The 23428-nt window shown below is 53.3% G+C and carries 22 protein-coding genes and 1 tRNA gene; 20 read left to right on the forward strand and 3 right to left on the reverse strand.

Annotation, left to right across the window (positions count from 1 at the left end; genetic code table 11):
- Positions 1 to 5 precede the first annotated feature (5 nt).
- A tRNA-Gln gene (locus AC07UY_RS02705) sits at positions 6 to 80 on the forward strand.
- Between the two features lie 99 nt (positions 81 to 179).
- Here the strand turns inward: AC07UY_RS02705 and ubiF are convergent.
- Positions 180 to 1355 (reverse strand): 3-demethoxyubiquinol 3-hydroxylase, encoded by a 1176-nt coding sequence (gene ubiF, locus AC07UY_RS02710; protein ID WP_494700787.1) that lies wholly within the window; start codon positions 1353 to 1355, stop codon positions 180 to 182.
- 146 nt (positions 1356 to 1501) lie between these two features.
- On the opposite strand from ubiF, the gene miaB reads away from it, so the two are divergent.
- From miaB to gltL, 9 genes are all read left to right on the forward strand, one after another.
- Positions 1502 to 2926: a tRNA (N6-isopentenyl adenosine(37)-C2)-methylthiotransferase MiaB gene (gene miaB / locus AC07UY_RS02715; protein WP_494700786.1), complete on the forward strand. Its 1425-nt coding sequence runs from the start codon at positions 1502 to 1504 to the stop codon at positions 2924 to 2926.
- A 151-nt stretch (positions 2927 to 3077) separates the two neighbouring features.
- Positions 3078 to 4124 carry a PhoH family protein gene (locus AC07UY_RS02720; RefSeq protein WP_203358496.1) on the forward strand — a complete coding sequence of 349 codons (1047 nt, stop codon included), beginning with the start codon at positions 3078 to 3080 and terminating at the stop codon, positions 4122 to 4124.
- Positions 4121 to 4588 carry an rRNA maturation RNase YbeY gene (ybeY, locus tag AC07UY_RS02725; protein ID WP_203358497.1) on the forward strand — a complete coding sequence of 156 codons (468 nt, stop codon included), beginning with the start codon at positions 4121 to 4123 and terminating at the stop codon, positions 4586 to 4588. The genes AC07UY_RS02720 and ybeY overlap by 4 nt, the downstream gene beginning before the upstream one ends.
- A 98-nt stretch (positions 4589 to 4686) precedes the next feature.
- A complete protein-coding gene (gene corC / locus AC07UY_RS02730) occupies positions 4687 to 5565 on the forward strand; it encodes a CNNM family magnesium/cobalt transport protein CorC (protein ID WP_192614318.1) in 879 nt (292 codons plus the stop codon).
- 19 nt (positions 5566 to 5584) lie between these two features.
- Complete coding sequence (gene lnt, locus AC07UY_RS02735; RefSeq protein WP_494659353.1) at positions 5585 to 7123, forward strand: apolipoprotein N-acyltransferase; 1539 nt, start codon at positions 5585 to 5587, stop codon at positions 7121 to 7123.
- A 366-nt stretch (positions 7124 to 7489) separates the two neighbouring features.
- On the forward strand, positions 7490 to 8398 hold the full coding sequence (locus tag AC07UY_RS02740) for an amino acid ABC transporter substrate-binding protein (RefSeq protein ID WP_301696374.1): 909 nt from the start codon (positions 7490 to 7492) through the stop codon (positions 8396 to 8398).
- 158 nt (positions 8399 to 8556) lie between these two features.
- Positions 8557 to 9297, forward strand: a complete 741-nt coding sequence (gene gltJ, locus AC07UY_RS02745; protein ID WP_192611547.1) for a glutamate/aspartate ABC transporter permease GltJ — start codon at positions 8557 to 8559, stop codon at positions 9295 to 9297.
- Positions 9297 to 9971, forward strand: a complete 675-nt coding sequence (gltK, locus tag AC07UY_RS02750) for a glutamate/aspartate ABC transporter permease GltK (RefSeq protein ID WP_494659352.1) — start codon at positions 9297 to 9299, stop codon at positions 9969 to 9971. Before gltJ ends, gltK begins: the two co-directional genes overlap by 1 nt.
- The gene (gene gltL, locus AC07UY_RS02755) at positions 9971 to 10696 is read left to right on the forward strand and encodes a glutamate/aspartate ABC transporter ATP-binding protein GltL (RefSeq protein WP_162382568.1); all 726 of its coding nucleotides are present in this window, start codon (positions 9971 to 9973) and stop codon (positions 10694 to 10696) included. Before gltK ends, gltL begins: the two co-directional genes overlap by 1 nt.
- A 130-nt stretch (positions 10697 to 10826) precedes the next feature.
- Here gltL and AC07UY_RS02760 read toward each other — a convergent pair whose 3' ends face one another.
- Positions 10827 to 11309, reverse strand: coding sequence for a zinc ribbon-containing protein (locus AC07UY_RS02760; RefSeq protein WP_192611545.1), 483 nt, complete (start codon positions 11307 to 11309; stop codon positions 10827 to 10829).
- A 235-nt stretch (positions 11310 to 11544) separates the two neighbouring features.
- On the opposite strand from AC07UY_RS02760, the gene leuS reads away from it, so the two are divergent.
- The 4 genes from leuS to nadD are packed head-to-tail and all read left to right on the forward strand — an operon-like array spanning position 11545 to position 16410.
- Positions 11545 to 14127 carry a leucine--tRNA ligase gene (leuS, locus tag AC07UY_RS02765; RefSeq protein WP_494659351.1) on the forward strand — a complete coding sequence of 861 codons (2583 nt, stop codon included), beginning with the start codon at positions 11545 to 11547 and terminating at the stop codon, positions 14125 to 14127.
- A 14-nt stretch (positions 14128 to 14141) separates the two neighbouring features.
- Positions 14142 to 14735 (forward strand): LPS assembly lipoprotein LptE, encoded by a 594-nt coding sequence (gene lptE, locus AC07UY_RS02770; protein ID WP_494659350.1) that lies wholly within the window; start codon positions 14142 to 14144, stop codon positions 14733 to 14735.
- Complete coding sequence (holA, locus tag AC07UY_RS02775) at positions 14735 to 15766, forward strand: DNA polymerase III subunit delta (protein ID WP_494659349.1); 1032 nt, start codon at positions 14735 to 14737, stop codon at positions 15764 to 15766. The genes lptE and holA overlap by 1 nt, the downstream gene beginning before the upstream one ends.
- Positions 15767 to 15768: 2 nt before the next feature.
- Positions 15769 to 16410, forward strand: a complete 642-nt coding sequence (gene nadD, locus AC07UY_RS02780; protein ID WP_494659348.1) for a nicotinate-nucleotide adenylyltransferase — start codon at positions 15769 to 15771, stop codon at positions 16408 to 16410.
- Here nadD and cobD read toward each other — a convergent pair.
- Positions 16385 to 17479, reverse strand: coding sequence for a threonine-phosphate decarboxylase CobD (gene cobD, locus AC07UY_RS02785; protein WP_494659347.1), 1095 nt, complete (start codon positions 17477 to 17479; stop codon positions 16385 to 16387). The genes nadD and cobD overlap by 26 nt on opposite strands.
- 98 nt (positions 17480 to 17577) lie before the next feature.
- Between cobD and AC07UY_RS02790 the strand changes: the two genes are divergently transcribed.
- From AC07UY_RS02790 to rlpA, 6 genes are all read left to right on the forward strand, one after another.
- Positions 17578 to 18189, forward strand: coding sequence for an adenosylcobalamin/alpha-ribazole phosphatase (locus AC07UY_RS02790; RefSeq protein WP_203358506.1), 612 nt, complete (start codon positions 17578 to 17580; stop codon positions 18187 to 18189).
- A 257-nt stretch (positions 18190 to 18446) separates the two neighbouring features.
- Complete coding sequence (rsfS, locus tag AC07UY_RS02795; protein ID WP_162382576.1) at positions 18447 to 18764, forward strand: ribosome silencing factor; 318 nt, start codon at positions 18447 to 18449, stop codon at positions 18762 to 18764.
- A 3-nt stretch (positions 18765 to 18767) separates the two neighbouring features.
- Positions 18768 to 19235 carry a 23S rRNA (pseudouridine(1915)-N(3))-methyltransferase RlmH gene (gene rlmH / locus AC07UY_RS02800; protein ID WP_003022725.1) on the forward strand — a complete coding sequence of 156 codons (468 nt, stop codon included), beginning with the start codon at positions 18768 to 18770 and terminating at the stop codon, positions 19233 to 19235.
- 31 nt (positions 19236 to 19266) lie between these two features.
- Positions 19267 to 21168 carry a peptidoglycan DD-transpeptidase MrdA gene (mrdA, locus tag AC07UY_RS02805; protein WP_203358507.1) on the forward strand — a complete coding sequence of 634 codons (1902 nt, stop codon included), beginning with the start codon at positions 19267 to 19269 and terminating at the stop codon, positions 21166 to 21168.
- A 2-nt stretch (positions 21169 to 21170) separates the two neighbouring features.
- A complete protein-coding gene (gene mrdB, locus AC07UY_RS02810; protein ID WP_203358508.1) occupies positions 21171 to 22283 on the forward strand; it encodes a peptidoglycan glycosyltransferase MrdB in 1113 nt (370 codons plus the stop codon).
- A gap of 10 nt (positions 22284 to 22293) precedes the next feature.
- Positions 22294 to 23385, forward strand: coding sequence for an endolytic peptidoglycan transglycosylase RlpA (gene rlpA, locus AC07UY_RS02815; RefSeq protein ID WP_494700785.1), 1092 nt, complete (start codon positions 22294 to 22296; stop codon positions 23383 to 23385).
- The last annotated feature ends 43 nt before the right edge of the window (positions 23386 to 23428 follow it).

A 23428-nucleotide genomic window follows, 5' to 3' on the forward strand; every position in this document is an offset into this window, starting at 1 on the left:
AACGTTGGGGTATCGCCAAGCGGTAAGGCTCTGGTTTCTGATACCAGCATTCCGAGGTTCGAATCCTCGTACCCCAGCCACATAAGAAAAGCTCGCTTCGGCGAGCTTTTTGCTTTTCTGCGTTTATTGCCTGATGGCGCTACGCTTATCAGGCCTACAATCGTAGGCCTGCATTCAAATTACAACCCTAACGCATATTTCAGCGCCTGGCGCTTAAGTACCCCGGCTCGTTCTGCTGCCATCAGCCCAATATTGCGCATGATCCTCAGCGGTTGCAGATTATTACTGAACCCGGCATAGAACAGATCCATCCCACTCTGCATGATGAAGTTATCGGTCATACGGCGTGTCTGATAGCGTTTCAGCACCTGATGGCTGGACCAGGATTCACCGTAGCTCCGCGCATTCGCCAGCACGTCGATCAACGCATCAACATCCCGATAGCCTAAGTTCACTCCCTGCCCTGCAAGCGGATGAATGGTGTGCGCCGCATCCCCCACCAGCGCCAGTCCTGGCTGAACGTACTGCAATGCATGCCGACGCGTGAGCGGAAACGCCCCTGCTGCTATGGCTGTGACGCTGCCCAAACGCGAAGGGAAATGTTTTTCAATCTCAACCTGCAACTGCGGCATGCTCAGGCTCTGCAACTGGCGAATTCGGGCTGGCGTGTCATACCACACCAGCGACGCCCAATTGTCGAACAACGGCAGAAATGCGCGTGGACCGTCTGGCGTAAATTGTTGCCAGGTGCTGTCGCCAGGATCGCGGTCACATTGCACGCTGATCAACATGCAGGATTGATCGTACTGCCAGGCATGGATACCGATGCCCGCCATTTGCCGAATCCGCGAGTTAGCGCCATCTGCGCCCACCACCAGTTTTGCCGTGATTATCTCGCCATCGGCCAGCTCCAGCTCGTGACGGTCATTGTTACGGTGCAAGGCAATGAGGGAGGCGGGAACACGCAGCGTGACTTTCGGATGCGCCTCCAGCGCCTGCCAGAGTGCACGTTGCAGAACGTTGTTCTCCACCATATATCCCAGCAGCGGTAATTTAAGCTCAGCGGCATCGAACATCACATGGGCGTTTTCCCACTCCCAGGTTTCCAGACGGCGGTATGGGTGGCTACGCATCCCTTGTACCGTATCCCAGACGCCCAAACCTTTGAGTAACGACACTGACGCCGCACTTATCGCCGAGATACGCACATCGGGCTGGCTGTCGGTAACAAATGGCGCAGGGGCGGCATGTTCTATGACCGTCACCGAAAATCCTTGTTGCGTCAGCCCCAGCGCCAGCGCGCCGCCGACCATCCCAGCGCCGACAATGGCTACTTCCGTTGGTTGATTTGTCATGGTCAATCATCCTGTTAGCAATATGCATTAAGTTTACAGGATTTTTTACCCCTTGAGGCTGATAACGGTCATACTGGTCACAACCGCGTCAAAGCATTACACTATGCGCCCTGCATTCCTGGCTACTATTTCGCAAGAGCAAGTCGATGACCAAAAAACTCCATATTAAAACCTGGGGCTGTCAGATGAACGAGTACGATTCATCGAAGATGGCCGATCTGCTGGACGCCACCCACGGGTATCAACTGACCGAAGTGGCGGAAGAAGCGGATGTGCTGCTGCTGAATACCTGCTCAATCCGCGAGAAGGCTCAGGAAAAAGTCTTCCATCAATTGGGTCGCTGGAAGCTCTTAAAAGAGAAAAACCCGAACCTGATTATCGGCGTCGGCGGCTGTGTGGCGTCCCAGGAAGGTGACCATATTCGTCAGCGTGCGCACTATGTCGACATCATTTTTGGGCCACAGACACTGCATCGTCTGCCTGAAATGATCAACTCCGTGCGCGGCAACCGTAGTCCGGTCGTGGATATCAGCTTCCCGGAGATCGAGAAGTTTGACCGTCTGCCGGAACCGCGTGCCGACGGCCCAACGGCATTTGTCTCTATCATGGAAGGCTGCAACAAATATTGTACTTACTGCGTGGTGCCCTACACCCGTGGTGAGGAAGTCAGCCGTCCGTCGGATGACATTCTGTTTGAAATCGCCCAGCTTGCTGCCCAGGGCGTCCGCGAAGTGAATCTGCTCGGTCAGAACGTTAACGCGTGGCGTGGCGAGAACTACGACGGCACCACCGGTTCATTCGCCGATTTGCTGCGTCTGGTCGCCGCGATTGATGGTATTGACCGTATTCGTTTCACCACCAGCCATCCGATCGAGTTCACCGATGATATCGTTGAAGTCTACCGTGATACCCCTGAACTGGTGAGTTTCCTGCATCTGCCAGTACAAAGCGGGTCAGATCGCGTGCTGAATCTGATGGGGCGTACCCACACTGCGCTGGAATACAAAGCGATCATCCGTAAACTGCGCGCAGCGCGTCCGGACATTCAGATAAGCTCCGATTTCATCGTCGGCTTCCCTGGCGAAACGACGCAAGATTTCGAGCATACCATGAAGCTGATTGCCGACGTGAACTTCGACATGAGCTACAGCTTTATCTTCTCCGCCCGCCCGGGTACCCCCGCAGCCGATATGGTTGACGACGTCCCGGAAGCAGATAAAAAACAGCGTCTGTATATCCTGCAAGAACGTATCAACCAGCAGGCGACGGCCTGGAGCCGCCGTATGCTCGGCACCACGCAGCGTATTCTGGTGGAAGGGACTTCGCGCAAGAGCATCATGGAGCTGTCGGGTCGTACCGAAAATAACCGGGTCGTGAACTTTGAAGGAACCCCGGACATGATCGGTAAGTTTGTCGATGTGGAAATCACTGACGTCTGGACAAACTCCCTGCGCGGTAAAGTTATCCGCACAGAAGACGAAATGGGCCTGCGTATTGCAGAAACCCCGGAGTCGGTCATTGCCCGTACCCGTAAAGAGAACGACTCAGGCGTTGGATTCTACCAGCCTTAATCCTCAAGGCCTGCCACCGGGCAGGCCTTGTAATTCCCCTCTTTGTCCCCATCTTCATTGCAATGCTTGCGCCTTTATCCTGTGGCGTGAATAATTTCCTTACAGGCCGGGAATATTCATCTTCCGGCGCCCTATGCATAAGAGGAACAGTTTGAACATAGACACTCGCGAAATCACCCTTGAGCCTGCAGACAATGCCCGTCTGCTGAGCCTTTGCGGCCCGTTTGATGACAACATTAAACAGCTGGAGCGCCGTCTCGGCATCGAGATTAACCGTCGTGACAACCACTTTAAACTGACCGGTCGCCCGATTTGCGTGACTGCTGCGGCAGATATTTTGCGCAGTCTGTATGTCGATACCGCGCCGGTGCGTGGTCAAACGCAGGATATTGAGCCGGAACAGATCCACCTCGCCATCAAAGAAGCGCGGGTGCTGGAACAGAGCGCAGAGAGCGTGCCAGAGTACGGCAAAGCGGTGAACATCAAAACCAAACGCGGCGTGATTAAGCCACGTACGCCAAACCAGGCGCAATACATCGCTAATATTCTTGATCACGATATCACCTTCGGGGTTGGTCCCGCCGGTACAGGCAAAACGTACCTTGCGGTCGCCGCTGCCGTCGATGCTCTTGAGCGTCAGGAAATTCGCCGTATTCTGCTGACCCGTCCGGCGGTGGAAGCCGGGGAAAAGCTGGGATTCCTGCCAGGCGATTTGAGTCAAAAAGTCGATCCCTATTTGCGTCCATTGTATGACGCCCTGTTCGAAATGTTAGGTTTTGAAAAGGTCGAAAAACTGATTGAACGCAACGTGATTGAAGTCGCACCGCTAGCCTATATGCGTGGTCGTACCCTGAACGACGCCTTTATCATTCTCGATGAAAGCCAGAACACCACCATCGAACAGATGAAAATGTTTCTGACGCGTATCGGTTTTAATTCTAAAGCGGTGATCACCGGCGACATCACGCAAATTGACTTGCCGCGTAGCACCAAGTCAGGCCTGCGCCACGCCATTGAAGTACTCTCTGAAGTTGATGAGATCAGTTTTAATTTCTTCCACAGTGAAGACGTTGTACGCCACCCGGTGGTCGCGCGGATCGTTACCGCCTATGAAGCCTGGGAAGAAGCAGAACAAAAACGAAAAGCAGAACTTGCTGCCGTTCGTAAGCATGAAGCCCAAGAGCAAGGACAAAAATGAGTCAGGTTATTCTCGATTTACAGCTCGCATGTGAAAGCAACGCGGGCTTACCGGAAGAAAGTCAGTTTCAGACATGGCTGAATGCGGTGATCCCACAGTTTCAGGAAGAGTCAGAAGTTACCATTCGTCTGGTGGATGAAGCCGAAAGCCACGATCTTAACCTGACGTACCGTGGCAAAGATAAGTCAACCAACGTACTCTCTTTCCCGTTTGAAGCGCCACCGGGTATTGAGATGCCGCTGCTGGGCGATTTGATAATCTGCCGTCAGGTGGTTGAGCAAGAAGCGAAGGAACAGGGCAAACCGCTGGATGCCCACTGGGCGCATATGGTGGTGCACGGTAGCCTGCATTTATTGGGCTACGATCATATCGAAGATGACGAAGCGGAAGAGATGGAATCCCTTGAAACAGAGATTATGCTTGCTCTGGGCTATGAGGATCCGTACATTGCCGAGAAGGAATAAGCGACCGGGCTGATGCCCGGCTGCTCGATATAATGCCGCGCGCTGAATACACGCGTGACGAGCAACCCATTAACTCACATGAGAACCCATACGACGCCATGAGCGACGACAATTCACACAGTAGTGACACATTAAACAGCAAAAAGGGATTTTTCTCCCTGTTACTGAGCCAACTGTTCCACGGTGAACCGAAAAACCGTGACGAACTGCTGGCGCTGATCCGTGATTCCGGGCAGAACGAGCTTATCGATGAAGATACGCGCGACATGCTCGAAGGGGTGATGGACATTGCGGACCAACGCGTTCGTGACATCATGATCCCCCGCTCCCAGATGATTACCCTGAAACGCAACCAAACCCTGGACGAGTGCCTTGATGTCATCATCGAGTCTGCTCACTCGCGTTTTCCGGTGATCAGCGAAGACAAAGATCACATTGAAGGGATTCTGATGGCGAAGGATTTGCTGCCGTTTATGCGCAGCGATGCCGATGCTTTCAGCATGGAAAAAGTGTTACGCCAGGCAGTTGTCGTACCTGAGAGTAAGCGTGTTGACCGCATGCTGAAGGAGTTTCGCTCTCAGCGTTACCATATGGCGATCGTCATTGACGAATTCGGCGGTGTTTCGGGTCTGGTGACCATTGAAGATATTCTTGAACTGATTGTCGGTGAAATTGAAGACGAGTACGACGAGGAAGACGATATCGACTTCCGTCAACTCAGTCGCCACACCTGGACCATTCGCGCGCTGGCGCCCATTGAAGACTTCAACGACGCTTTCGGCACCAGCTTTAGCGATGAAGAGGTCGACACCATTGGTGGGCTGGTGATGCAGGCGTTTGGTCATCTGCCAGCGCGTGGTGAAACCATCGACATTGATGGTTATCAGTTCAAAGTAGCGATGGCCGATAGCCGTCGTATTATTCAGGTTCATGTCAGAATTCCGGATGACTCACCTCAGCCGAAACTGGACGAATAAAACCAGGATTGGACTTAAAATGGCATTTGCCTCATTGATTGAACGCCAGCGCATTCGCCTGCTGCTGGCGTTATTATTCGGCGCCTGCGGCACGCTGGCCTTTTCTCCGTATGATCTCTGGCCTGCCGCGATTGTGTCGCTCATGGGTTTGCAGGCCCTCACCTTAAATCGCCGTCCGCTTCAGTCTGCCGCCGTGGGGTATTTCTGGGGACTGGGACTCTTCGGCTCCGGCATTAACTGGGTTTACGTTAGCATTGCGCAGTTTGGCGGCATGCCCGGCCCGGTTAACATCTTTCTCGTGGTGTTACTGGCCGCTTATCTCTCGCTTTATACCGGGCTTTTTGCCGGCGTATTATCACGCTTGTGGCCAAAGGCCACCTGGCTGCGCGTGGCGATTGCCGCCCCGGTTGTCTGGCAAATAACAGAATTCCTGCGCGGCTGGGTATTAACCGGCTTCCCGTGGCTGCAGTTCGGTTACAGCCAGATTGACGGGCCGCTGAAAGGGCTGGCGCCGGTAATGGGTGTGGAAGCCATTAACTTCCTGTTGATGATGGTCAGCGGTCTGTTGGTCCTCGCCATCGCCACTCGCCAATGGCGTTCCTGTGTCGTGGCGGTGGTGCTTTTCGCCCTTCCTTTCCCACTGCGCTATATCCAGTGGTATACCCCTGAGCCGGAAAAAACCATTCAGGTTTCCATGGTACAGGGCGATATCCCGCAATCGCTGAAGTGGGATGAGAATCAGCTGATCAACACGTTAAAAATCTATCTCGACGCCTCACAGCCTGAGCTTGGAAAATCGCAGTTGATTATCTGGCCTGAGTCCGCGATTCCGGACCTGGAAATTAATCAGCAGCGTTTTCTTAGCATGATGGATGACCTGCTGAAATCGAAAAACAGCACGCTGATTACTGGCATTGTTGATGCGCGTCTGAACAAGAAAAACCGTTACGATACGTACAACACCATCATCACGCTGGGTAAAGACAGTCCGTACAGTTACGACTCCACCAATCGCTATAACAAAAACCACCTTGTTCCGTTTGGTGAGTTTGTCCCGCTGGAATCTATTCTGCGCCCGCTTGCGCCGTTCTTCGACCTGCCGATGTCGTCGTTCAGTCGTGGGCCGTATGTGCAGCCACAACTGCATGCGCACGGCTTCAAACTGACCGCCGCCATTTGCTACGAAATTATTCTCGGTGAACAGGTACGGGACAACTTCCGCCCCGATACCGATTACCTGCTGACCATCTCGAACGATGCCTGGTTTGGTAAATCGATTGGTCCGTGGCAGCACTTCCAGATGGCGCGGATGCGTTCACTGGAACTGGCGCGTCCGCTGTTGCGCAGTACCAATAACGGCATTACGGCAGTCATTGGACCGCAGGGCGACATCCAGGCGATGATCCCACAGTTTACCCGTCAGGTGTTGACTACTAGCGTCACGCCAACGACGGGCCTGACACCCTACGCCCGCACCGGCAACTGGCCGCTGTGGATTATCACTGCATTGTTGGGTTTTGGTGCGGTGATCATGAGTCTGCGCCAGCGTCGTAAGTAATCTCCCTCCCCTTTTGCCCGGTGGCGCTTCGCTTACCGGGCCTACAACTTCCCTCCCGTATTTCACTCTGGCACGTCTATTGCTTTGTTATACAAGATAAATGCGTTTTTGACCGATTGTGCAACCTGGTCGCACCAATACCGTTCGTTGGTAGCGCCAAAATAGTGCAATGACAAATTATTGTCTCTAAACGGTGCGGCGCACTTCGCAAAAATAAACAATAACGCAGCAATATCTTTACATTAAGCCAGACTAAATGTTAACAAACAGTCATAACACTGCACATTAAAGTTGCAGGTGATAACAACACAGACACTCACAATGGGTATCAATGCGTTTCTGACGCAGACGATAAAGGAGTTGGATATGCAATTACGTAAGCTGGCCACAGCAATGCTGGTGATGGGAATGTCTGCCGGTCTGGCGCATGCAGAAGATGCAGCACCCGCCGCAGGTAGCACGCTGGACAAGATCGCGAAAAACGACGTCATCGTCGTCGGCCATCGCGAATCCTCAGTACCATTCTCTTATTACGACAACCAGCAGAAAGTGGTGGGTTATTCACAGGATTACTCCAACGCCATCGTTGAAGCCGTGAAGAAAAAACTCAACAAACCTGACCTGCAGGTGAAGCTGATCCCAATCACTTCTCAGAACCGTATTCCGCTACTGCAAAACGGCACATTCGACTTTGAATGTGGCTCCACCACCAACAACCTTGAACGTCAGAAACAGGCGGCCTTCTCCGACACTATTTTCGTCGTCGGTACACGTCTGCTGGCGAAAAAAGGCGGTGATGTTAAAGACTTCCCGGACCTGAAAGGGAAAGCGGTCGTCGTCACCTCCGGCACAACCTCCGAAGTGCTGCTGCATAAACTGAATGAAGAACAAAAAATGGACATGCGCATCATCAGCGCGAAGGACCATGGCGACTCCTTCCGTACCCTGGAAAGCGGTCGTGCGGTGGCCTTTATGATGGATGACGCGCTGCTGGCCGGCGAACGCGCAAAAGCGAAGAAACCGGACAACTGGGAAATCGTCGGTAAGCCGCAATCCCAGGAAGCCTACGGCTGTATGCTGCGTAAAGACGATCCCGAGTTTAAAAAGCTGATGGATGACACCATCGCCAAAGCACAGACCTCAGGTGAAGCGGAGAAATGGTTCGCTAAATGGTTTAAAAACCCGATCCCACCAAAGAACCTGAATATGAATTTTGAACTGTCTGAGCAGATGAAAACGCTGTTCAAAGAACCGAATGATAAAGCGCTTAACTAACTAAAATAATGGGAGGTTTTCCCTCCCTCTCGATTGCTGCTCAGCACGGACAGACTATATGCCAGGTGGTCGTTCCCCACCTGGCCTGAAAACCGCAAGTCGCTGCGCAACAATCTTCGAGGGTAGCCCTGCTACCCTTTTTTTTCTGGAGTAGATTTATGTCAATAGACTGGAACTGGGGGATTTTTTTACAACAAGCCCCGTTCGGCAACACCACCTATCTCGGCTGGCTCTGGAGCGGCTTTCAGGTCACCGTCGCGTTATCCATTAGCGCCTGGATTATTGCTTTCCTGGTCGGATCCTTGTTCGGCATCCTGCGCACCGTTCCTAACCGCTTCCTCTCCAGCCTCGGCACGCTGTATGTAGAACTGTTTCGTAACGTTCCGCTGATTGTTCAATTTTTCACCTGGTATCTGGTGATCCCAGAACTGTTGCCCGAAAATATCGGCATGTGGTTCAAGTCTGAGCTGGACCCCAACATTCAATTCTTTCTCTCTTCCCTGTTTTGTCTGGGGTTGTTTACTGCTGCACGTGTTTGCGAACAGGTTCGTGCCGCTATCCAGTCATTGCCGCGTGGGCAAAAAAATGCCGCGCTGGCCATGGGCCTTACGCTGCCGCAGGCGTATCGCTATGTTTTGCTGCCGAATGCGTATCGCGTGATTGTGCCGCCAATGACGTCAGAGATGATGAACCTGGTGAAGAACTCGGCCATCGCGTCCACGATTGGTCTGGTGGATATGGCCGCACAGGCGGGCAAACTGCTGGATTACTCCGCTCACGCCTGGGAATCGTTTACCGCCATTACGCTGGCTTATGTGTTGATTAACGCCTTCATCATGCTGGTGATGAGTCTGGTGGAACGCAAAATCCGCCTGCCTGGCAATTTGGGAGGCAAATAATGTACGAGTTTGACTGGAATTCCATTGTTCCCTCTATGCCTTATCTGCTGGCGGGACTGGTCATTACCCTGAAAATTACCGTCACCGCCGTTGTCATCGGGATTGTCTGGGGAACTATTCTCGCGGTGATGCGACTCTCCAGCTTTGCGCCTGTTGCCTGGTTTGCCAAAGCCTACGTCAACGTATTCCGCTCCATCCCACTGGTGATGGTACTGCTGTGGTTTTACCTGATTGTACCGGGGCTACTACAGGATGTTCTTGGACTCTCGCCGAAAGCCGATATTCGGTTGATTTCAGCAATGGTCGCGTTTTCCATGTTTGAAGCGGCATATTACTCAGAGATTATCCGTGCTGGTATCCAGAGTATTTCACGCGGCCAGTCCAGTGCGGCACTGGCATTAGGAATGACACACTGGCAGTCAATGAAACTGATTATATTGCCGCAGGCGTTTCGCGCGATGGTGCCGTTGCTGCTCACCCAGGGCATTGTGCTATTCCAGGATACCTCCCTGGTCTACGTATTGAGTCTGGCGGACTTCTTCCGTACCGCCTCCACCATTGGCGAACGCGACGGTACACAGGTCGAAATGATTCTGTTCGCGGGCGCCGTCTATTTTGTTATTAGCCTGAGCGCGTCGTTGTTGGTCACCTATCTGAAGAAAAGGACAGTTTAATGATTACCCTGAAAAATGTTTCTAAATGGTATGGTCACTTTCAGGTGCTGACCGACTGCTCCACAGAAGTGCAAAAAGGGGAAGTGGTGGTCGTGTGCGGCCCTTCGGGTTCCGGTAAATCGACGCTAATCAAAACGGTAAACGGGCTGGAGCCTGTTCAACAGGGGGAAATTACCGTCGACGGCACCGTCGTTAACGATAAAAAAACGGATCTGGCAAAACTACGCTCTCGTGTAGGGATGGTTTTCCAGCACTTTGAACTGTTCCCGCACCTGTCCATCATTGAAAACCTGACGCTGGCGCAAGTCAAAGTCCTCAAGCGCGAGAAAGAACCGGCTCGCAAAAAGGCGCTGAAACTGCTTGAACGTGTGGGTCTTTCTGCGCATGCCGATAAGTTTCCGGCACAGCTTTCCGGGGGCCAGCAGCAGCGTGTGGCGATCGCCCGTGCCTTGTGCATGGATCCCATCGCGATGTTGTTTGATGAGCCGACCTCCGCGCTCGATCCGGAAATGATCAATGAAGTGTTGGATGTTATGGTTGAGCTGGCGCATGAAGGTATGACCATGATGGTGGTGACTCACGAGATGGGCTTTGCCCGGAAAGTGGCCAATCGGGTCATTTTTATGGATGAAGGAAAAATCGTCGAGGACTCGGAAAAAGAGGCCTTCTTTGCCAACCCGAAATCAGAACGCGCCAAAGATTTCCTCGCTAAAATTCTGCATTAATCTTGCTGGCTGAGAAGTTCGCTTTTTACACCTGAACGATGCCGGATGGCGCTAACGCTTATCCGGCCTACGCAACAGTGCATTTGTAGGCCGGATAAGACGCGTTAGCGTCGCCATCCGGCACAATGCATTACGGCTCAAACGGCCTACGCTGGAACTGGTCGTGACCACATTTCGGGCACAGCGGCAGCACATCCGGGGTGTAGACCGCTAAATGGAAATGGCATTTTTCACAGACCAGATTGCCCAGCCCTACCACCTCTCCGCTATGATAGACGCCGTGGTGGCTCAAATCCTGAAAAACTTCGCGCCACTCCAGCTGCGTTTTGTCGGTGATGTCGGCCAGTTCCTGCCAGATGCTCTCTTTGATCACCCGCATAAAAACGCTGTCGGATTCCTCGCTCTGGCTCTCCTCGTAGCTCATGGCGAACTCTTCCAGGTCACGTCTGACGGCGCGCGTCAGTTCGTCCACCTCCGTTCGTGTTAACTCCCCTGCCTGCAAAACACGTTGACGCGCCTGTGCTACCAACGCGTCAATATCTCGTTCGCCATTTCGCAAGCGTTCGCTTAATGACGCCACCAGTTCACGGTAATATTGAGCAACCTTGTTCATCACTTCGCCTCCTGGGTCGTTAACTGTCTATAATAATAGACGTTATTTGCGTTCCACTCTGCAAGAGTGCCCACAGAGTATGTAAATTCGTGCAAGAATTGTCCTTACGGGAATTCAGAGCAGAATGCGCGAAAGGCTGTTTTGACGCGGGCGTTTGGGCTATGCTATGCGGATCTGAAACACCACCTCTAAGGCTACGTTTGTAGCTGTATTGAAAACAGGACCACTGGCTGCCATGCAAGAGCAATACCGCCCGGAAGAGATAGAATCCAAAGTACAGCTTCACTGGGATGAGAAGCGCACATTTGAAGTAACCGAAGACGAGAGCAAAGAGAAGTATTACTGCCTGTCTATGCTTCCCTATCCTTCTGGTCGACTACACATGGGCCACGTACGTAACTACACCATTGGTGACGTGATCGCCCGTTACCAGCGTATGCTGGGCAAAAACGTCCTGCAGCCTATCGGCTGGGATGCATTCGGTCTGCCTGCAGAAGGCGCGGCGGTAAAAAATAACACCGCCCCGGCACCGTGGACGTATGACAACATCGCCTACATGAAAAACCAGCTCAAAATGCTGGGCTTCGGCTATGACTGGAGCCGCGAGCTGGCGACCTGTACCCCGGAATACTACCGTTGGGAACAAAAATTCTTCACCGAGCTGTATAAAAAAGGGCTGGTGTATAAGAAAACGTCTGCGGTGAACTGGTGCCCTAACGACCAGACCGTGCTGGCGAACGAACAGGTGATCGACGGCTGCTGCTGGCGCTGCGACACCAAAGTTGAGCGTAAAGAGATCCCGCAGTGGTTTATCAAAATCACCGCTTACGCTGACGAACTGTTGCGCGATCTGGACAACCTGGATCACTGGCCAGACACCGTTAAGACCATGCAGCGTAACTGGATTGGTCGCTCTGAAGGCGTAGAAATCACCTTCAACGTGACCGGTTATGACAACACGCTGACCGTCTATACCACCCGTCCTGACACCTTTATGGGCGCCACGTATCTGGCGGTTGCTGCAGGTCACCCACTGGCGCAGAAAGCGGCCGAGAATAACCCACTGCTGGCGTCCTTTATCGACGAATGCCGTAATACCAAAGTTGCCGAAGCTGATATGGCGACCATGGAGAAGAAAGGCGTTGATACTGGCTTTAAAGCGGTTCATCCGTTAACGGGTGAAGAGATCCCGGTGTGGGCGGCAAACTTTGTTCTGATGGAATACGGTACCGGCGCTGTGATGGCGGTTCCAGGTCACGACCAGCGCGATTACGAATTTGCATCAAAATACGGTCTGAATATCAAACCGGTTATCCTGGCGGCTGATGGCTCCGAGCCGGATCTGTCCGCGCAAGCGTTGACCGAGAAAGGTGTTCTGTTTAACTCTGGCGAATTCAGCGGTCTGAGCTTTGAAGAAGGTTTCAATGCTATCGCCGACAAATTAACAGCGCTGGGCGTCGGTGAGCGTAAAGTGAACTACCGTCTGCGCGACTGGGGCGTTTCCCGTCAGCGTTACTGGGGCGCACCGATCCCGATGGTGACTCTGGAAGACGGTACGGTACTGCCGACCCCGGAAGATCAACTGCCGGTGATTCTGCCGGAAGATGTGGTGATGGACGGCATCAGCAGCCCGATCAAAGCCGATCCTGAGTGGGCGAAAACCACCGTTAACGGTCAGCCAGCGCTGCGCGAAACCGACACCTTTGACACCTTTATGGAGTCATCCTGGTACTACGCGCGTTACACCTGTCCGCAGTACAACGACGGTATGCTGGACCCGGAAGCGGCAAACTACTGGCTGCCGGTTGATATCTACATTGGTGGTATTGAACACGCCATCATGCACCTGCTCTATTTCCGCTTCTTCCACAAACTGATGCGCGACGCGGGCATGGTCAACTCTGACGAACCAGCTAAGCAGCTGCTGTGTCAGGGTATGGTGCTGGCAGACGCCTTCTACTACGTTGGCGAGAACGGCGAGCGTAACTGGGTTTCTCCGGTTGACGCTATCGTTGAGCGCGACGAAAAAGGCCGTATTGTTAAAGCCAAAGATGCCGCGGGCCATGAGCTGGTGTATACCGGCATGAGCAAAATGTCCAAGTCCAAGAATAACGGTATCGACCCGCAGGTGATGGTTGAACGTTACGGCGCGGACACCGTGCGTCTGTTTATGATGTTTGCGTCCCCGGCTGATATGACGCTGGAGTGGCAGGAGTCCGGTGTGGAAGGGGCAAACCGCTTCCTGAAACGTGTCTGGAAACTGGTTTACGAGCATACTTCTCAGGGCGAGGTTGTCGCGCTGAATGTCGAAAGCCTGAGCGAAGATCAAAAAGCGCTCCGCCGTGACGTGCATAAAACGATTGCGAAAGTGACCGATGATATTGGTCGTCGTCAGACCTTCAATACCGCGATCGCCGCGATTATGGAGCTGATGAACAAGCTGGCGAAAGCACCGACGGAAAGCGAGCAGGACCGCGCCCTGATGCAGGAAGCGCTGCTGGCGGTGGTCCGTATGCTCAACCCGTTCACACCGCATGCCTGCTTCACCTTATGGCAGGCGCTGAAAGGCGAAGGCGATATCGATAACGCGCCGTGGCCAGTGGCTGACGAAAGCGCTATGGTTGAAGACTCCACGCTGGTTGTGGTTCAGGTTAACGGCAAAGTCCGTGGCAAAATCACCGTTCCGGTGAATGCAACTGAAGAGCAGGTTCGCGAACGTGCTGGCCAGGAACATCTGGTGGCAAAATATCTTGATGGGGTTACCGTGCGTAAAGTGATTTACGTTCCGGGTAAACTTCTCAATCTGGTCGTTGGCTAAGCGCGGGAGGAAGCGTGCGATTTCTGACAACATTGGTGTTATCTCTGGCGGTGCTGACCACCGCCGGGTGTGGCTGGCACCTGCGTAATACCACGCAGGTTCCTGACACGATGAAAACCATGATTCTGGACTCAGGCGATCCAAACGGTCCGTTAAGCCGTGCGGTGCGTAATCAGTTACGTCTGAATGATATCGAATTGCTTGATAAAGATTCGATGCGTCAGGATGTTCCGTCGTTGCGTCTGGGCCGGGTGAGTATCGCAAAAGATACGGCCTCTGTTTTCCAGGACGGTCAAACGGCGGAGTATCAAATGGTGATGACCGTTAACGCCAGCGTATTGGTTCCCGGGAATGACATTTATCCTATCAGTGTGAAGGTATACCGCTCGTTCTTCGATAACTCGCAGATGGCGCTGGCGAAGGATAACGAAGAGGAGATGATCGTCAAAGAGATGTACGACAAGGCTGCCGAACAGTTGATTCGTAAACTGCCGAGCGTTCATGTTGCTGATGCTCAGTCATCCAAAGAAGACGACAAGACTGTTGAGAGTTCAACCGCCGCTCCGGCATCTTCTTCGTCACGCGTCACTACCACGCTGGGTAACTGATGCTTAAGTTGTACCCTGAACAACTCCGCGCACAGCTCAATGAAGGGCTGCGCGCGGCGTATTTATTGCTGGGCAACGACCCGCTCCTTTTACAGGAAAGCCAGGATGCTATCCGTCAGGTCGCTGCCGACAATGGATTTGAAGAACACCACACCGTCACGATCGATACCAGTACCGACTGGGATTCACTTTTCTCGATATGTCAGGCCATGAGTCTGTTTGCCAGTCGGCAAACACTCCTTTTACTGCTTCCCGAGAATGGTCCTAACGCTGCCATCAACGAGCAACTTGCGACATTGACGACCCTTCTGCATGACGATCTCCTGCTGATCGTTCGGGGCAATAAACTCACCAAAGCCCAGGAAAATGCAGCATGGTACACCGCGCTGGCAGCAGCTGGCGTGCAGGTCAGTTGCCAGACGCCGGAGCAAGCCCAGCTTCCGCGCTGGGTTGCCGCACGGGCAAAGCAAAATGGTCTGCATCTGGATGACGCGGCAAATCAGCTGCTGTGTTACTGCTATGAAGGTAACCTGTTAGCGCTGGCGCAGGCGCTGGAACGGCTGTCATTGTTGTGGCCCGACGGGAAACTCACGCTGCCGCGCGTGGAGCAAGCCGTTAACGATGCCGCCCATTTTACCCCTTTCCATTGGGTCGACGCGTTGCTGATGGGCAAAAGCAAACGCGCGCTGCATATCTTGCAACAGCTACGGCTCGAAGGCAGCGAACCCGTGATTCTGCTGCGCACAATACAGCGTGAGTTACTGTTACTGGTTAACCTGAAACGACAATCGGCGCATACGCCGCTGCGCGCCTTATTTGATAAGCATCGGGTATGGCAAAATCGCCGGGGCATGGTGGGCGATGCGCTGAATCGCCTGAGTCAGACCCAGCTCCGCCAGGCGGTACAGTTACTGACACGTACAGAAATTACGCTTAAACAAGATTATGGTCAGTCGGTGTGGGCTGAGCTGGAGGGACTCTCTCTCCTGCTCTGTCATAAAGCACTGGCCGATGTTTTTATTGATGGTTGATTATGAAATCACTGCAGGCTCTGTTTGGCGGCACCTTTGATCCGGTGCATTATGGTCATCTCAAACCCGTAGAAACGCTGGCCAATTTGATCGGCTTATCCCGGGTCATTGTCATGCCCAACAACGTGCCACCGCATCGCCAGCAACCAGAAGCCTCGGGTATCCAGCGCAAACATATGCTTGAACTGGCCATCGCCGACAAACCGTTATTTGTCCTGGATGAGCGTGAGCTGAAGCGCCCCACCGCCTCTTACACCGCGCAAACGCTGCGCGAATGGCGGATTGAGCAGGGCCAGGAATGCCCTCTGGCCTTTATCATCGGCCAGGACTCACTGCTCACCTTTCCCTCATGGCATGACTATGAAACCATTCTGGGCAATACCCATTTGATCGTCTGTCGGCGTCCGGGATACCCGCTGCAGATGGCAAATGAGCAACATCAGCAATGGCTGGAACGCCATCTGACGTCTCTGCCAGATGATTTACACCAGTTCCCTGCGGGCAAAATCTATCTGGCAGAAACCCCATGGTTCAATATCTCCGCAACGTTAATTCGTGAGCGTCTGGAAAAAGGTGAACCCTGCGATGATTTGCTGCCAGAGTCCGTTCTGAATTACATCAATCAGCAGGGGCTGTATCGGTAAACACTTCGCTTAGCGCAGTGAGCACCCGGTTATTCTCCTCGCGGCTACGAATTGCTACCCGGTAAAAACGGGCATCAAGCCCTGGGTAGTTGGCGCAACTGCGAATCAAAATATGTTGCTCCAGCAAAGCCTGTTGTAAATCAATGCCCTTCCTGTCACAGCGTAACAGAAGATAATTCGCCTGGCCGGGATACACCATCAGTCCCGGCAATGCACGCAAAAGCGCATAAAATCGCTGCCCCTCTTGCGCCAGCCACTGCCACGTCGCCTGCTGATAAGCGGTATCCTGCAAAATAATCTCGCCAGCAAGCGCCGCAAACGCATTGATAGACCACGGCATTTGCTGATTGCGCATCTTCGCCACGGCACATTCGTCGCTGTTGACCAGATACCCCAGACGCAGACCCGGTATGGCGTAAAATTTGGTGAGCGAGCGCAGAACCCAGATATGCGGATGTTTTTCCAGTCGCGGAATAAATCCCTGTTGATCAGGAATAAAATCAATGAACGCTTCGTCCAGGATCAGGGCGATCCCTAACGCTTTACAGCGTTCGGCGATCGTCAGGATCAAATGGGGATCAGGCAGCAGTCCGGTCGGGTTGTTGGGCGTACAAAGAAAGAGGCAATCCAGCTCAGGCGTCAATGCGTCGAGGATCGCGTCAGTCAACTGCCAGCCATCGGCTTCGCGAAGCGCAAACTCATGAATCTGACACTCCCCCCACTGTAGCGCCCGACGGTATTCGGCAAATCCAGGGGTCACTATCATCGCGTGGCGCGGTTTGAGGCCTTTAACCAGCGTAAAGATAGACTCTGTTTCGCCATTGCCCGCCAGAATCCACGCAGCAGGAATGTGGTGATGTCGTGCCAGCGCCTGATGCAAACTGAAATATTCCACGTCAGGATATTTCTCTGCACTGGCAAGATTGTCGATGATCGCGCGTTTTAGGCTTTCAGGCATACCCAGGGGATTGATATTTGCGCTAAAATCCAGCAGCTGTTCAGGCAAGATGCCCAACAATGCGGCGGCTTCCCGGGTGTTACCGCCATGTTCACTCTTCAGTAGAGGCATCGTGCCGCTCCGGTTAAAAGCGTCTAGTTTATTGAAAAATCCTTGCGCAATCAGGGCGAATATCATGTTTTGCGTGAATAGGTATCAAGAGGGGAAAAATGCGACTCTGGTTAGTACGTCATGGGGAAACCGAAGCTAACGTAGCCGGGCTATACAGTGGCCATGCACCCACGCCATTGACAGACAAAGGAATAGCACAGGCCAGCACATTGAATACATTGCTGCGTGATGTACCTTTCGAGAACGTGTTTTGCAGTGAACTGGAGCGCGCCCGCCACACCGCGCGGTTAGTCCTGCATGAACGCGACGTTCCGGTGCGTATTTTGCCGGAGCTTAATGAGATGTTTTTTGGCGACTGGGAAATGCGACACCATCGCGATCTGGCACGTGAAGACGCGGAAAGCTACGCCGCCTGGTGCGCAGACTGGCAAAACGCCATTCCCACCAATGGCGAAGGTTTCCAGGCATTTTCGCAGCGCATCGAACGGTTCATCGCACAATTATCTGATTACAAAGAATATAATAACTTACTGGTGGTCAGCCACCAGGGCGTGTTGAGCCTGCTGATTGCACGGCTATTATCGATGCCCGCTACCTCGATATGGCATTTCCGGGTCGATCAGGGCAGTTGGAGCGCCATTGATTTCTGTGAAGATTTTGCCACCTTAAAGGTTTTGAACAGCCGGGCAGTCTGGAAGCCAGGTGAGTAAAACGCTCTTTTTTCACTTCAGCGGCGTCGCGATCATTGACACCCCCTGACAGGCTGATATCCTCCGCAGCCAGACTTTTTTCGTCGTTCAGAGCTTCGCAGAAATTGTTTTACAAAAATGGCGATGCATTCTGTTGCGTGGGGTGGGATGATAGCCCACTTTCTAAAGCCTGTTCGGTGACTTTTGTCCCGACATCGCCTCTGGTTCAGGTATACTAACTGGCCTTTTTATCTCTATTCATACCCCAGGGGGAAAACTTGCAGGGTAAAGCACTCCAGGATTTTGTTATTGACAAAATTGATGACCTGAAAGGTCAGGACATCATCGCCTTAGACGTTCAGGGTAAATCCAGTATCACCGACTGCATGATTATCTGCACCGGTACATCCAGCCGTCATGTTATGTCCATCGCCGACCACGTGGTACAGGAATCTCGCGCTGCCGGCATGCTGCCGCTCGGCGTTGAAGGTGAAAACGTCGCGGACTGGATCGTCGTTGACCTGGGCGATGTCATCGTTCATGTCATGCAGGAAGAGAGCCGTCGTCTGTACGAACTGGAAAAACTCTGGAGTTAATGCGTGAAGCTTCAACTTGTCGCTGTTGGCACGAAAATGCCTGACTGGGTACAAACGGGATTTACGGAGTACCTTCGGCGTTTTCCAAAAGACATGCCTTTTGAGCTGATAGAAATTCCAGCGGGAAAGCGCGGCAAGAACGCGGACATTAAACGCATACTCGACAAAGAGGGTGAGCAGATGCTGGCCGCCGCAGGCAAAAACCGCATCGTCACCCTGGATATCCCAGGCAAACCCTGGGATACGCCGCAACTGGCGACAGAACTGGAACGCTGGAAGCTGGATGGCCGCGACGTCAGCCTGCTGATTGGCGGCCCGGAGGGATTATCTCCTGCCTGTAAAGCGGCGGCAGAACAAAGCTGGTCCCTCTCTGCGCTAACGCTTCCCCACCCTCTTGTGCGGGTGCTGGTCGCAGAGAGTCTGTACCGGGCGTGGAGCATTACCACCAATCACCCTTATCACCGTGAGTGATCGTTTAAGCCTTGAGTAGATTAAGCAGCGGATGAAACTACAGAATTCTTTTCGCGACTATACGGCTGAGTCCGCGCTGTTTGTGCGCCGGGCGCTGGTTGCCTTTTTGGGTATATTGCTGCTGACCGGCGTGCTCATCGCCAACCTTTATAATCTGCAAATCGTGCGTTTTACCGATTATCAGACCCGTTCAAATGAAAACCGTATCAAACTGGTGCCTATCGCCCCCAGTCGCGGGATCATATACGACCGTAACGGTATTCCCTTAGCCCTTAACCGCACCATTTACCAGATAGAAATGATGCCGGAAAAGGTGGATAACGTTCAGGAAACGCTGGATGCGCTGCGCAGTGTCGTCGATTTAAACGATGACGATATCGCTGCCTTCAAAAAAGAGCGCTCGCGCTCCCACCGCTTTACCTCAATTCCCGTTAAAACGAACCTGACAGAAGTACAGGTGGCGCGTTTTGCCGTCAATCAGTACCGTTTTCCCGGCGTGGAAGTGAAAGGCTACAAACGTCGCTACTACCCGTATGGTTCTGCGCTGACCCACGTCATTGGCTACGTTTCGAAGATTAACGACAAAGATGTCGAGCGCCTTGATAAAGACGGCAAACTGGCCAACTATGCCGCAACGCATGATATCGGTAAGCTCGGTATTGAGCGTTATTACGAAGAGGTTCTGCACGGTCAGACGGGTTACGAAGAAGTTGAAGTCAACAACCGTGGTCGCGTGATCCGCCAGCTCAAAGAGGTGCCGCCGCAGGCCGGGCACGACATCTACCTGACGCTGGATCTCAAACTTCAGCAATATATCGAAACGCTGCTGGCAGGCAGTCGTGCCGCTGTCGTGGTGACCGATCCCCGAACGGGCGGCGTACTGGCGATGGTCTCCATGCCAAGTTACGATCCTAACCTCTTTGTCGATGGCATCTCCAGTAAAGATTATTCAGGTTTGCTCAACGATCCGAATACGCCGCTGGTTAACCGCGCCACCCAGGGCGTTTATCCTCCCGCCTCGACGGTGAAACCGTATGTGGTGGTATCTGCGCTCAGTGCAGGCGTGATCAACCGTAATACCGGTCTGTTTGACCCAGGTTGGTGGCAGTTGCCAGGTTCCGAGAAGCGCTACCGCGACTGGAAAAAATGGGGGCATGGCCACCTTAACATCACGAAATCACTGGAAGAGTCGGCGGATACGTTTTTCTATCAGATTGCCTATGATATGGGGATAGACCGCCTCTCCGAGTGGATGAGTAAGTTTGGCTACGGTCATTATACCGGGATCGACCTCTCCGAAGAGCGTTCCGGCAACATGCCGACCCGCGAGTGGAAGCAAAAGCGCTTTAAGAAACCGTGGTATCAGGGTGATACCATTCCGGTGGGTATCGGTCAGGGATACTGGACCGCGACGCCTATCCAGATGAGTAAAGCGCTGATGATCCTGATCAACGACGGTGTGGTGAAGGTTCCCCATCTCCTGATGAGTACAACAGAAAACGGTAAACAGGTTCCCTGGGAACAACCGCCCGAAAAACCGGTCGGGGATATCCATTCGGGCTACTGGGAACTGGCTAAAGACGGGATGTATGGCGTGGCAAACCGTGGGAACGGTACTGCGCATAAATACTTCGCCAGCGCGCCTTACAAAATTGCCGCAAAATCCGGTACCGCGCAGGTCTTTGGTCTGAAAGCCAATGAAACCTACAATGCGCACAAAATTGCCGAGCGTTTACGTGACCATAAACTGATGACGGCATTCGCGCCGTACAACGATCCCCGGGTTGCCGTGGCTATCATCCTTGAAAACGGTGGTGCAGGTCCGGCGGTAGGTACGATCATGCGTCAAATCCTCGACCACATCATGTTGGGTGACAACAACACCAATTTGCCAGCGGAAAACCCAGCGGTTACAGCGGCGGAGGACCAATAATCATGACGGATAATCCGAATAAACGAACGTTCTGGGACAAGATTCATATCGATCCCACCATGATGCTTATTCTGCTTGCGCTGCTGGTATACAGCTCACTGGTTATCTGGAGCGCCAGCGGCCAGGACATTGGCATGATGGAGCGAAAAGTAGGGCAAATCGCCATGGGTCTGGTGGTCATGGTGGTGATGGCGCAGATCCCCCCTCGAGTCTACGAAGGCTGGGCACCCTACCTGTATATTATCTGTATTATTTTGCTGGTGGCGGTCGATGCCTTTGGCGCAATATCCAAAGGGGCACAACGCTGGCTTGATCTTGGCATCGTGCGCTTTCAACCCTCTGAGATTGCAAAAATAGCGGTCCCTCTGATGGTCGCGCGCTTTATCAACCGTGATGTCTGCCCGCCATCATTAAAGAACACGGCGATCGCGCTGGTATTGATCTTCATGCCAACGCTGCTGGTTGCAGCACAGCCCGACCTTGGCACTTCGATTCTGGTCGCGCTTTCCGGTCTGTTCGTGCTGTTCCTTTCCGGCCTGAGCTGGCGACTGATTGGCGTTGCCGTGGTGCTGGTTGCCGCGTTTATCCCCATCTTGTGGTTCTTCCTGATGCATGACTATCAGCGCCAACGCGTAATGATGCTTCTTGATCCGGAAACCGACCCTCTGGGTGCGGGTTATCACATTATCCAGTCTAAAATTGCCATTGGCTCCGGTGGCCTGCGCGGCAAGGGTTGGTTACACGGCACGCAGTCGCAGCTGGAATTCTTACCCGAACGCCATACCGACTTTATCTTCGCGGTGCTGGCGGAAGAGCTCGGTCTGGTCGGTATACTCATTCTACTGGCACTTTATATTTTGCTGATCATGCGCGGGCTGTGGATTGCCGCCAGAGCGCAAACCACCTTCGGCCGGGTCATGGCTGGCGGTTTGATGTTGATATTATTCGTTTATGTTTTCGTAAATATTGGTATGGTGAGCGGTATTCTGCCCGTTGTCGGGGTTCCACTCCCGCTGGTCAGTTATGGTGGCTCCGCACTGATCGTGCTGATGGCCGGGTTCGGGATTGTCATGTCGATCCACACCCACAGAAAAATGTTGTCGAAAAGCGTGTAAGGGGTACGCAATGCGTAAGCAGTGGTTTGGAATCTGCATCGCAGCAGGAATGCTCGCGGCGTGTTCGAGTGATGATGGTCAGCAACAAACGACCGTCGCACCTCAGCCAGCGGTATGTAATGGGCCGATTGTTGAAATCAGCGGAGCCGATCCGCGTTTTGAACCGCTCAACCCAACGGCAAATCAGGATTATCAGCGCGACGGTAAAAGCTACAAAATCGTGCAGGATCCTTCTCGCTTTAGCCAGGCTGGGCTCGCCGCTATTTATGATGCAGAGCCGGGTAGCAACCTGACCGCGTCAGGCGAAGCGTTCGATCCTATGCAGCTTACCGCCGCGCACCCAACGCTGCCGATCCCCAGCTATGTGCGAATCACTAACCTGGCCAACGGTCGCATGATTGTCGTTCGTATCAACGATCGCGGTCCTTACGGCAATGATCGGGTGATTTCACTCTCCCGTGCCGCTGCCGACCGACTGAATACGTCGAACAATACCAAAGTGCGGATTGACCCTATTATTGTGGCTCAGGACGGATCGCTCTCCGGACCCGGTATGGCGTGTACGACCGTTGCGAAACAAACTTACGCCCTGCCCTCTCGCCCTGATCTCAGCAGCGGCATGGGAGGTGCGTCTTCCGCACCAGAACCGACACAACCACAAGGTGATATTCGCCCGATCAGCAACTCGACGCTAACAAGCGAAGATTCTGCCGGGGCGCCAGTCAGCAGCAGTGGTTTCCTGGGGGCGCCAACTACGTTAGCGCCAGGCGTACTGGAAGGTAGCGAACCGACGCCTGCACCTGCGCCCACCACGACGTCACCCGTCACCACTCCCACATCAAGCGCGGCAGTAACGCCAGTCTCATCGGCGTCTACCAGCGGTCACTTTGTGGTTCAGGTCGGTGCCGTGAGCGATCAGGCTCGCGCGAAACAGTATCAACAGCGCTTAAGCCAGCAGTTTGGTGTATCGGGTCGCGTAGTTCAAAACGGGGCAGTCTGGCGTATTCAACTCGGGCCTTTCGGCAGTAAAAACGAAGCCAGTACCCTGCAACAACGTTTGCAATCCGAAGCTCAATTACAGTCCTTTATTACCGGCGCGTAGCGGTGTAAAGCAGGCATCTGAACTGTCAGTTTTGTCAATGACG

This window comes from Citrobacter sp. GW821-FHT02E08, from assembly GCF_059421685.1.

Coding starts and splice junctions, on each gene's coding strand:
- corC (WP_192614318.1), top strand. CDS start 4,687: ATGAGCGACGACAATTCACACAGTAGTGACACATTAAACAGCAAAAAG.
- miaB (WP_494700786.1), top strand. CDS start 1,502: ATGACCAAAAAACTCCATATTAAAACCTGGGGCTGTCAGATGAACGAG.
- gltL (WP_162382568.1), top strand. CDS start 9,971: ATGATTACCCTGAAAAATGTTTCTAAATGGTATGGTCACTTTCAGGTG.
- mrdB (WP_203358508.1), top strand. CDS start 21,171: ATGACGGATAATCCGAATAAACGAACGTTCTGGGACAAGATTCATATC.
- nadD (WP_494659348.1), top strand. CDS start 15,769: ATGAAATCACTGCAGGCTCTGTTTGGCGGCACCTTTGATCCGGTGCAT.
- AC07UY_RS02760 (WP_192611545.1), bottom strand. CDS start 11,309: ATGAACAAGGTTGCTCAATATTACCGTGAACTGGTGGCGTCATTAAGC.
- AC07UY_RS02740 (WP_301696374.1), top strand. CDS start 7,490: ATGCAATTACGTAAGCTGGCCACAGCAATGCTGGTGATGGGAATGTCT.
- lnt (WP_494659353.1), top strand. CDS start 5,585: ATGGCATTTGCCTCATTGATTGAACGCCAGCGCATTCGCCTGCTGCTG.
- ybeY (WP_203358497.1), top strand. CDS start 4,121: ATGAGTCAGGTTATTCTCGATTTACAGCTCGCATGTGAAAGCAACGCG.
- cobD (WP_494659347.1), bottom strand. CDS start 17,479: ATGCCTCTACTGAAGAGTGAACATGGCGGTAACACCCGGGAAGCCGCC.
- leuS (WP_494659351.1), top strand. CDS start 11,545: ATGCAAGAGCAATACCGCCCGGAAGAGATAGAATCCAAAGTACAGCTT.
- ubiF (WP_494700787.1), bottom strand. CDS start 1,355: ATGACAAATCAACCAACGGAAGTAGCCATTGTCGGCGCTGGGATGGTC.
- holA (WP_494659349.1), top strand. CDS start 14,735: ATGCTTAAGTTGTACCCTGAACAACTCCGCGCACAGCTCAATGAAGGG.
- AC07UY_RS02790 (WP_203358506.1), top strand. CDS start 17,578: ATGCGACTCTGGTTAGTACGTCATGGGGAAACCGAAGCTAACGTAGCC.
- mrdA (WP_203358507.1), top strand. CDS start 19,267: ATGAAACTACAGAATTCTTTTCGCGACTATACGGCTGAGTCCGCGCTG.
- gltK (WP_494659352.1), top strand. CDS start 9,297: ATGTACGAGTTTGACTGGAATTCCATTGTTCCCTCTATGCCTTATCTG.
- gltJ (WP_192611547.1), top strand. CDS start 8,557: ATGTCAATAGACTGGAACTGGGGGATTTTTTTACAACAAGCCCCGTTC.
- rlpA (WP_494700785.1), top strand. CDS start 22,294: ATGCGTAAGCAGTGGTTTGGAATCTGCATCGCAGCAGGAATGCTCGCG.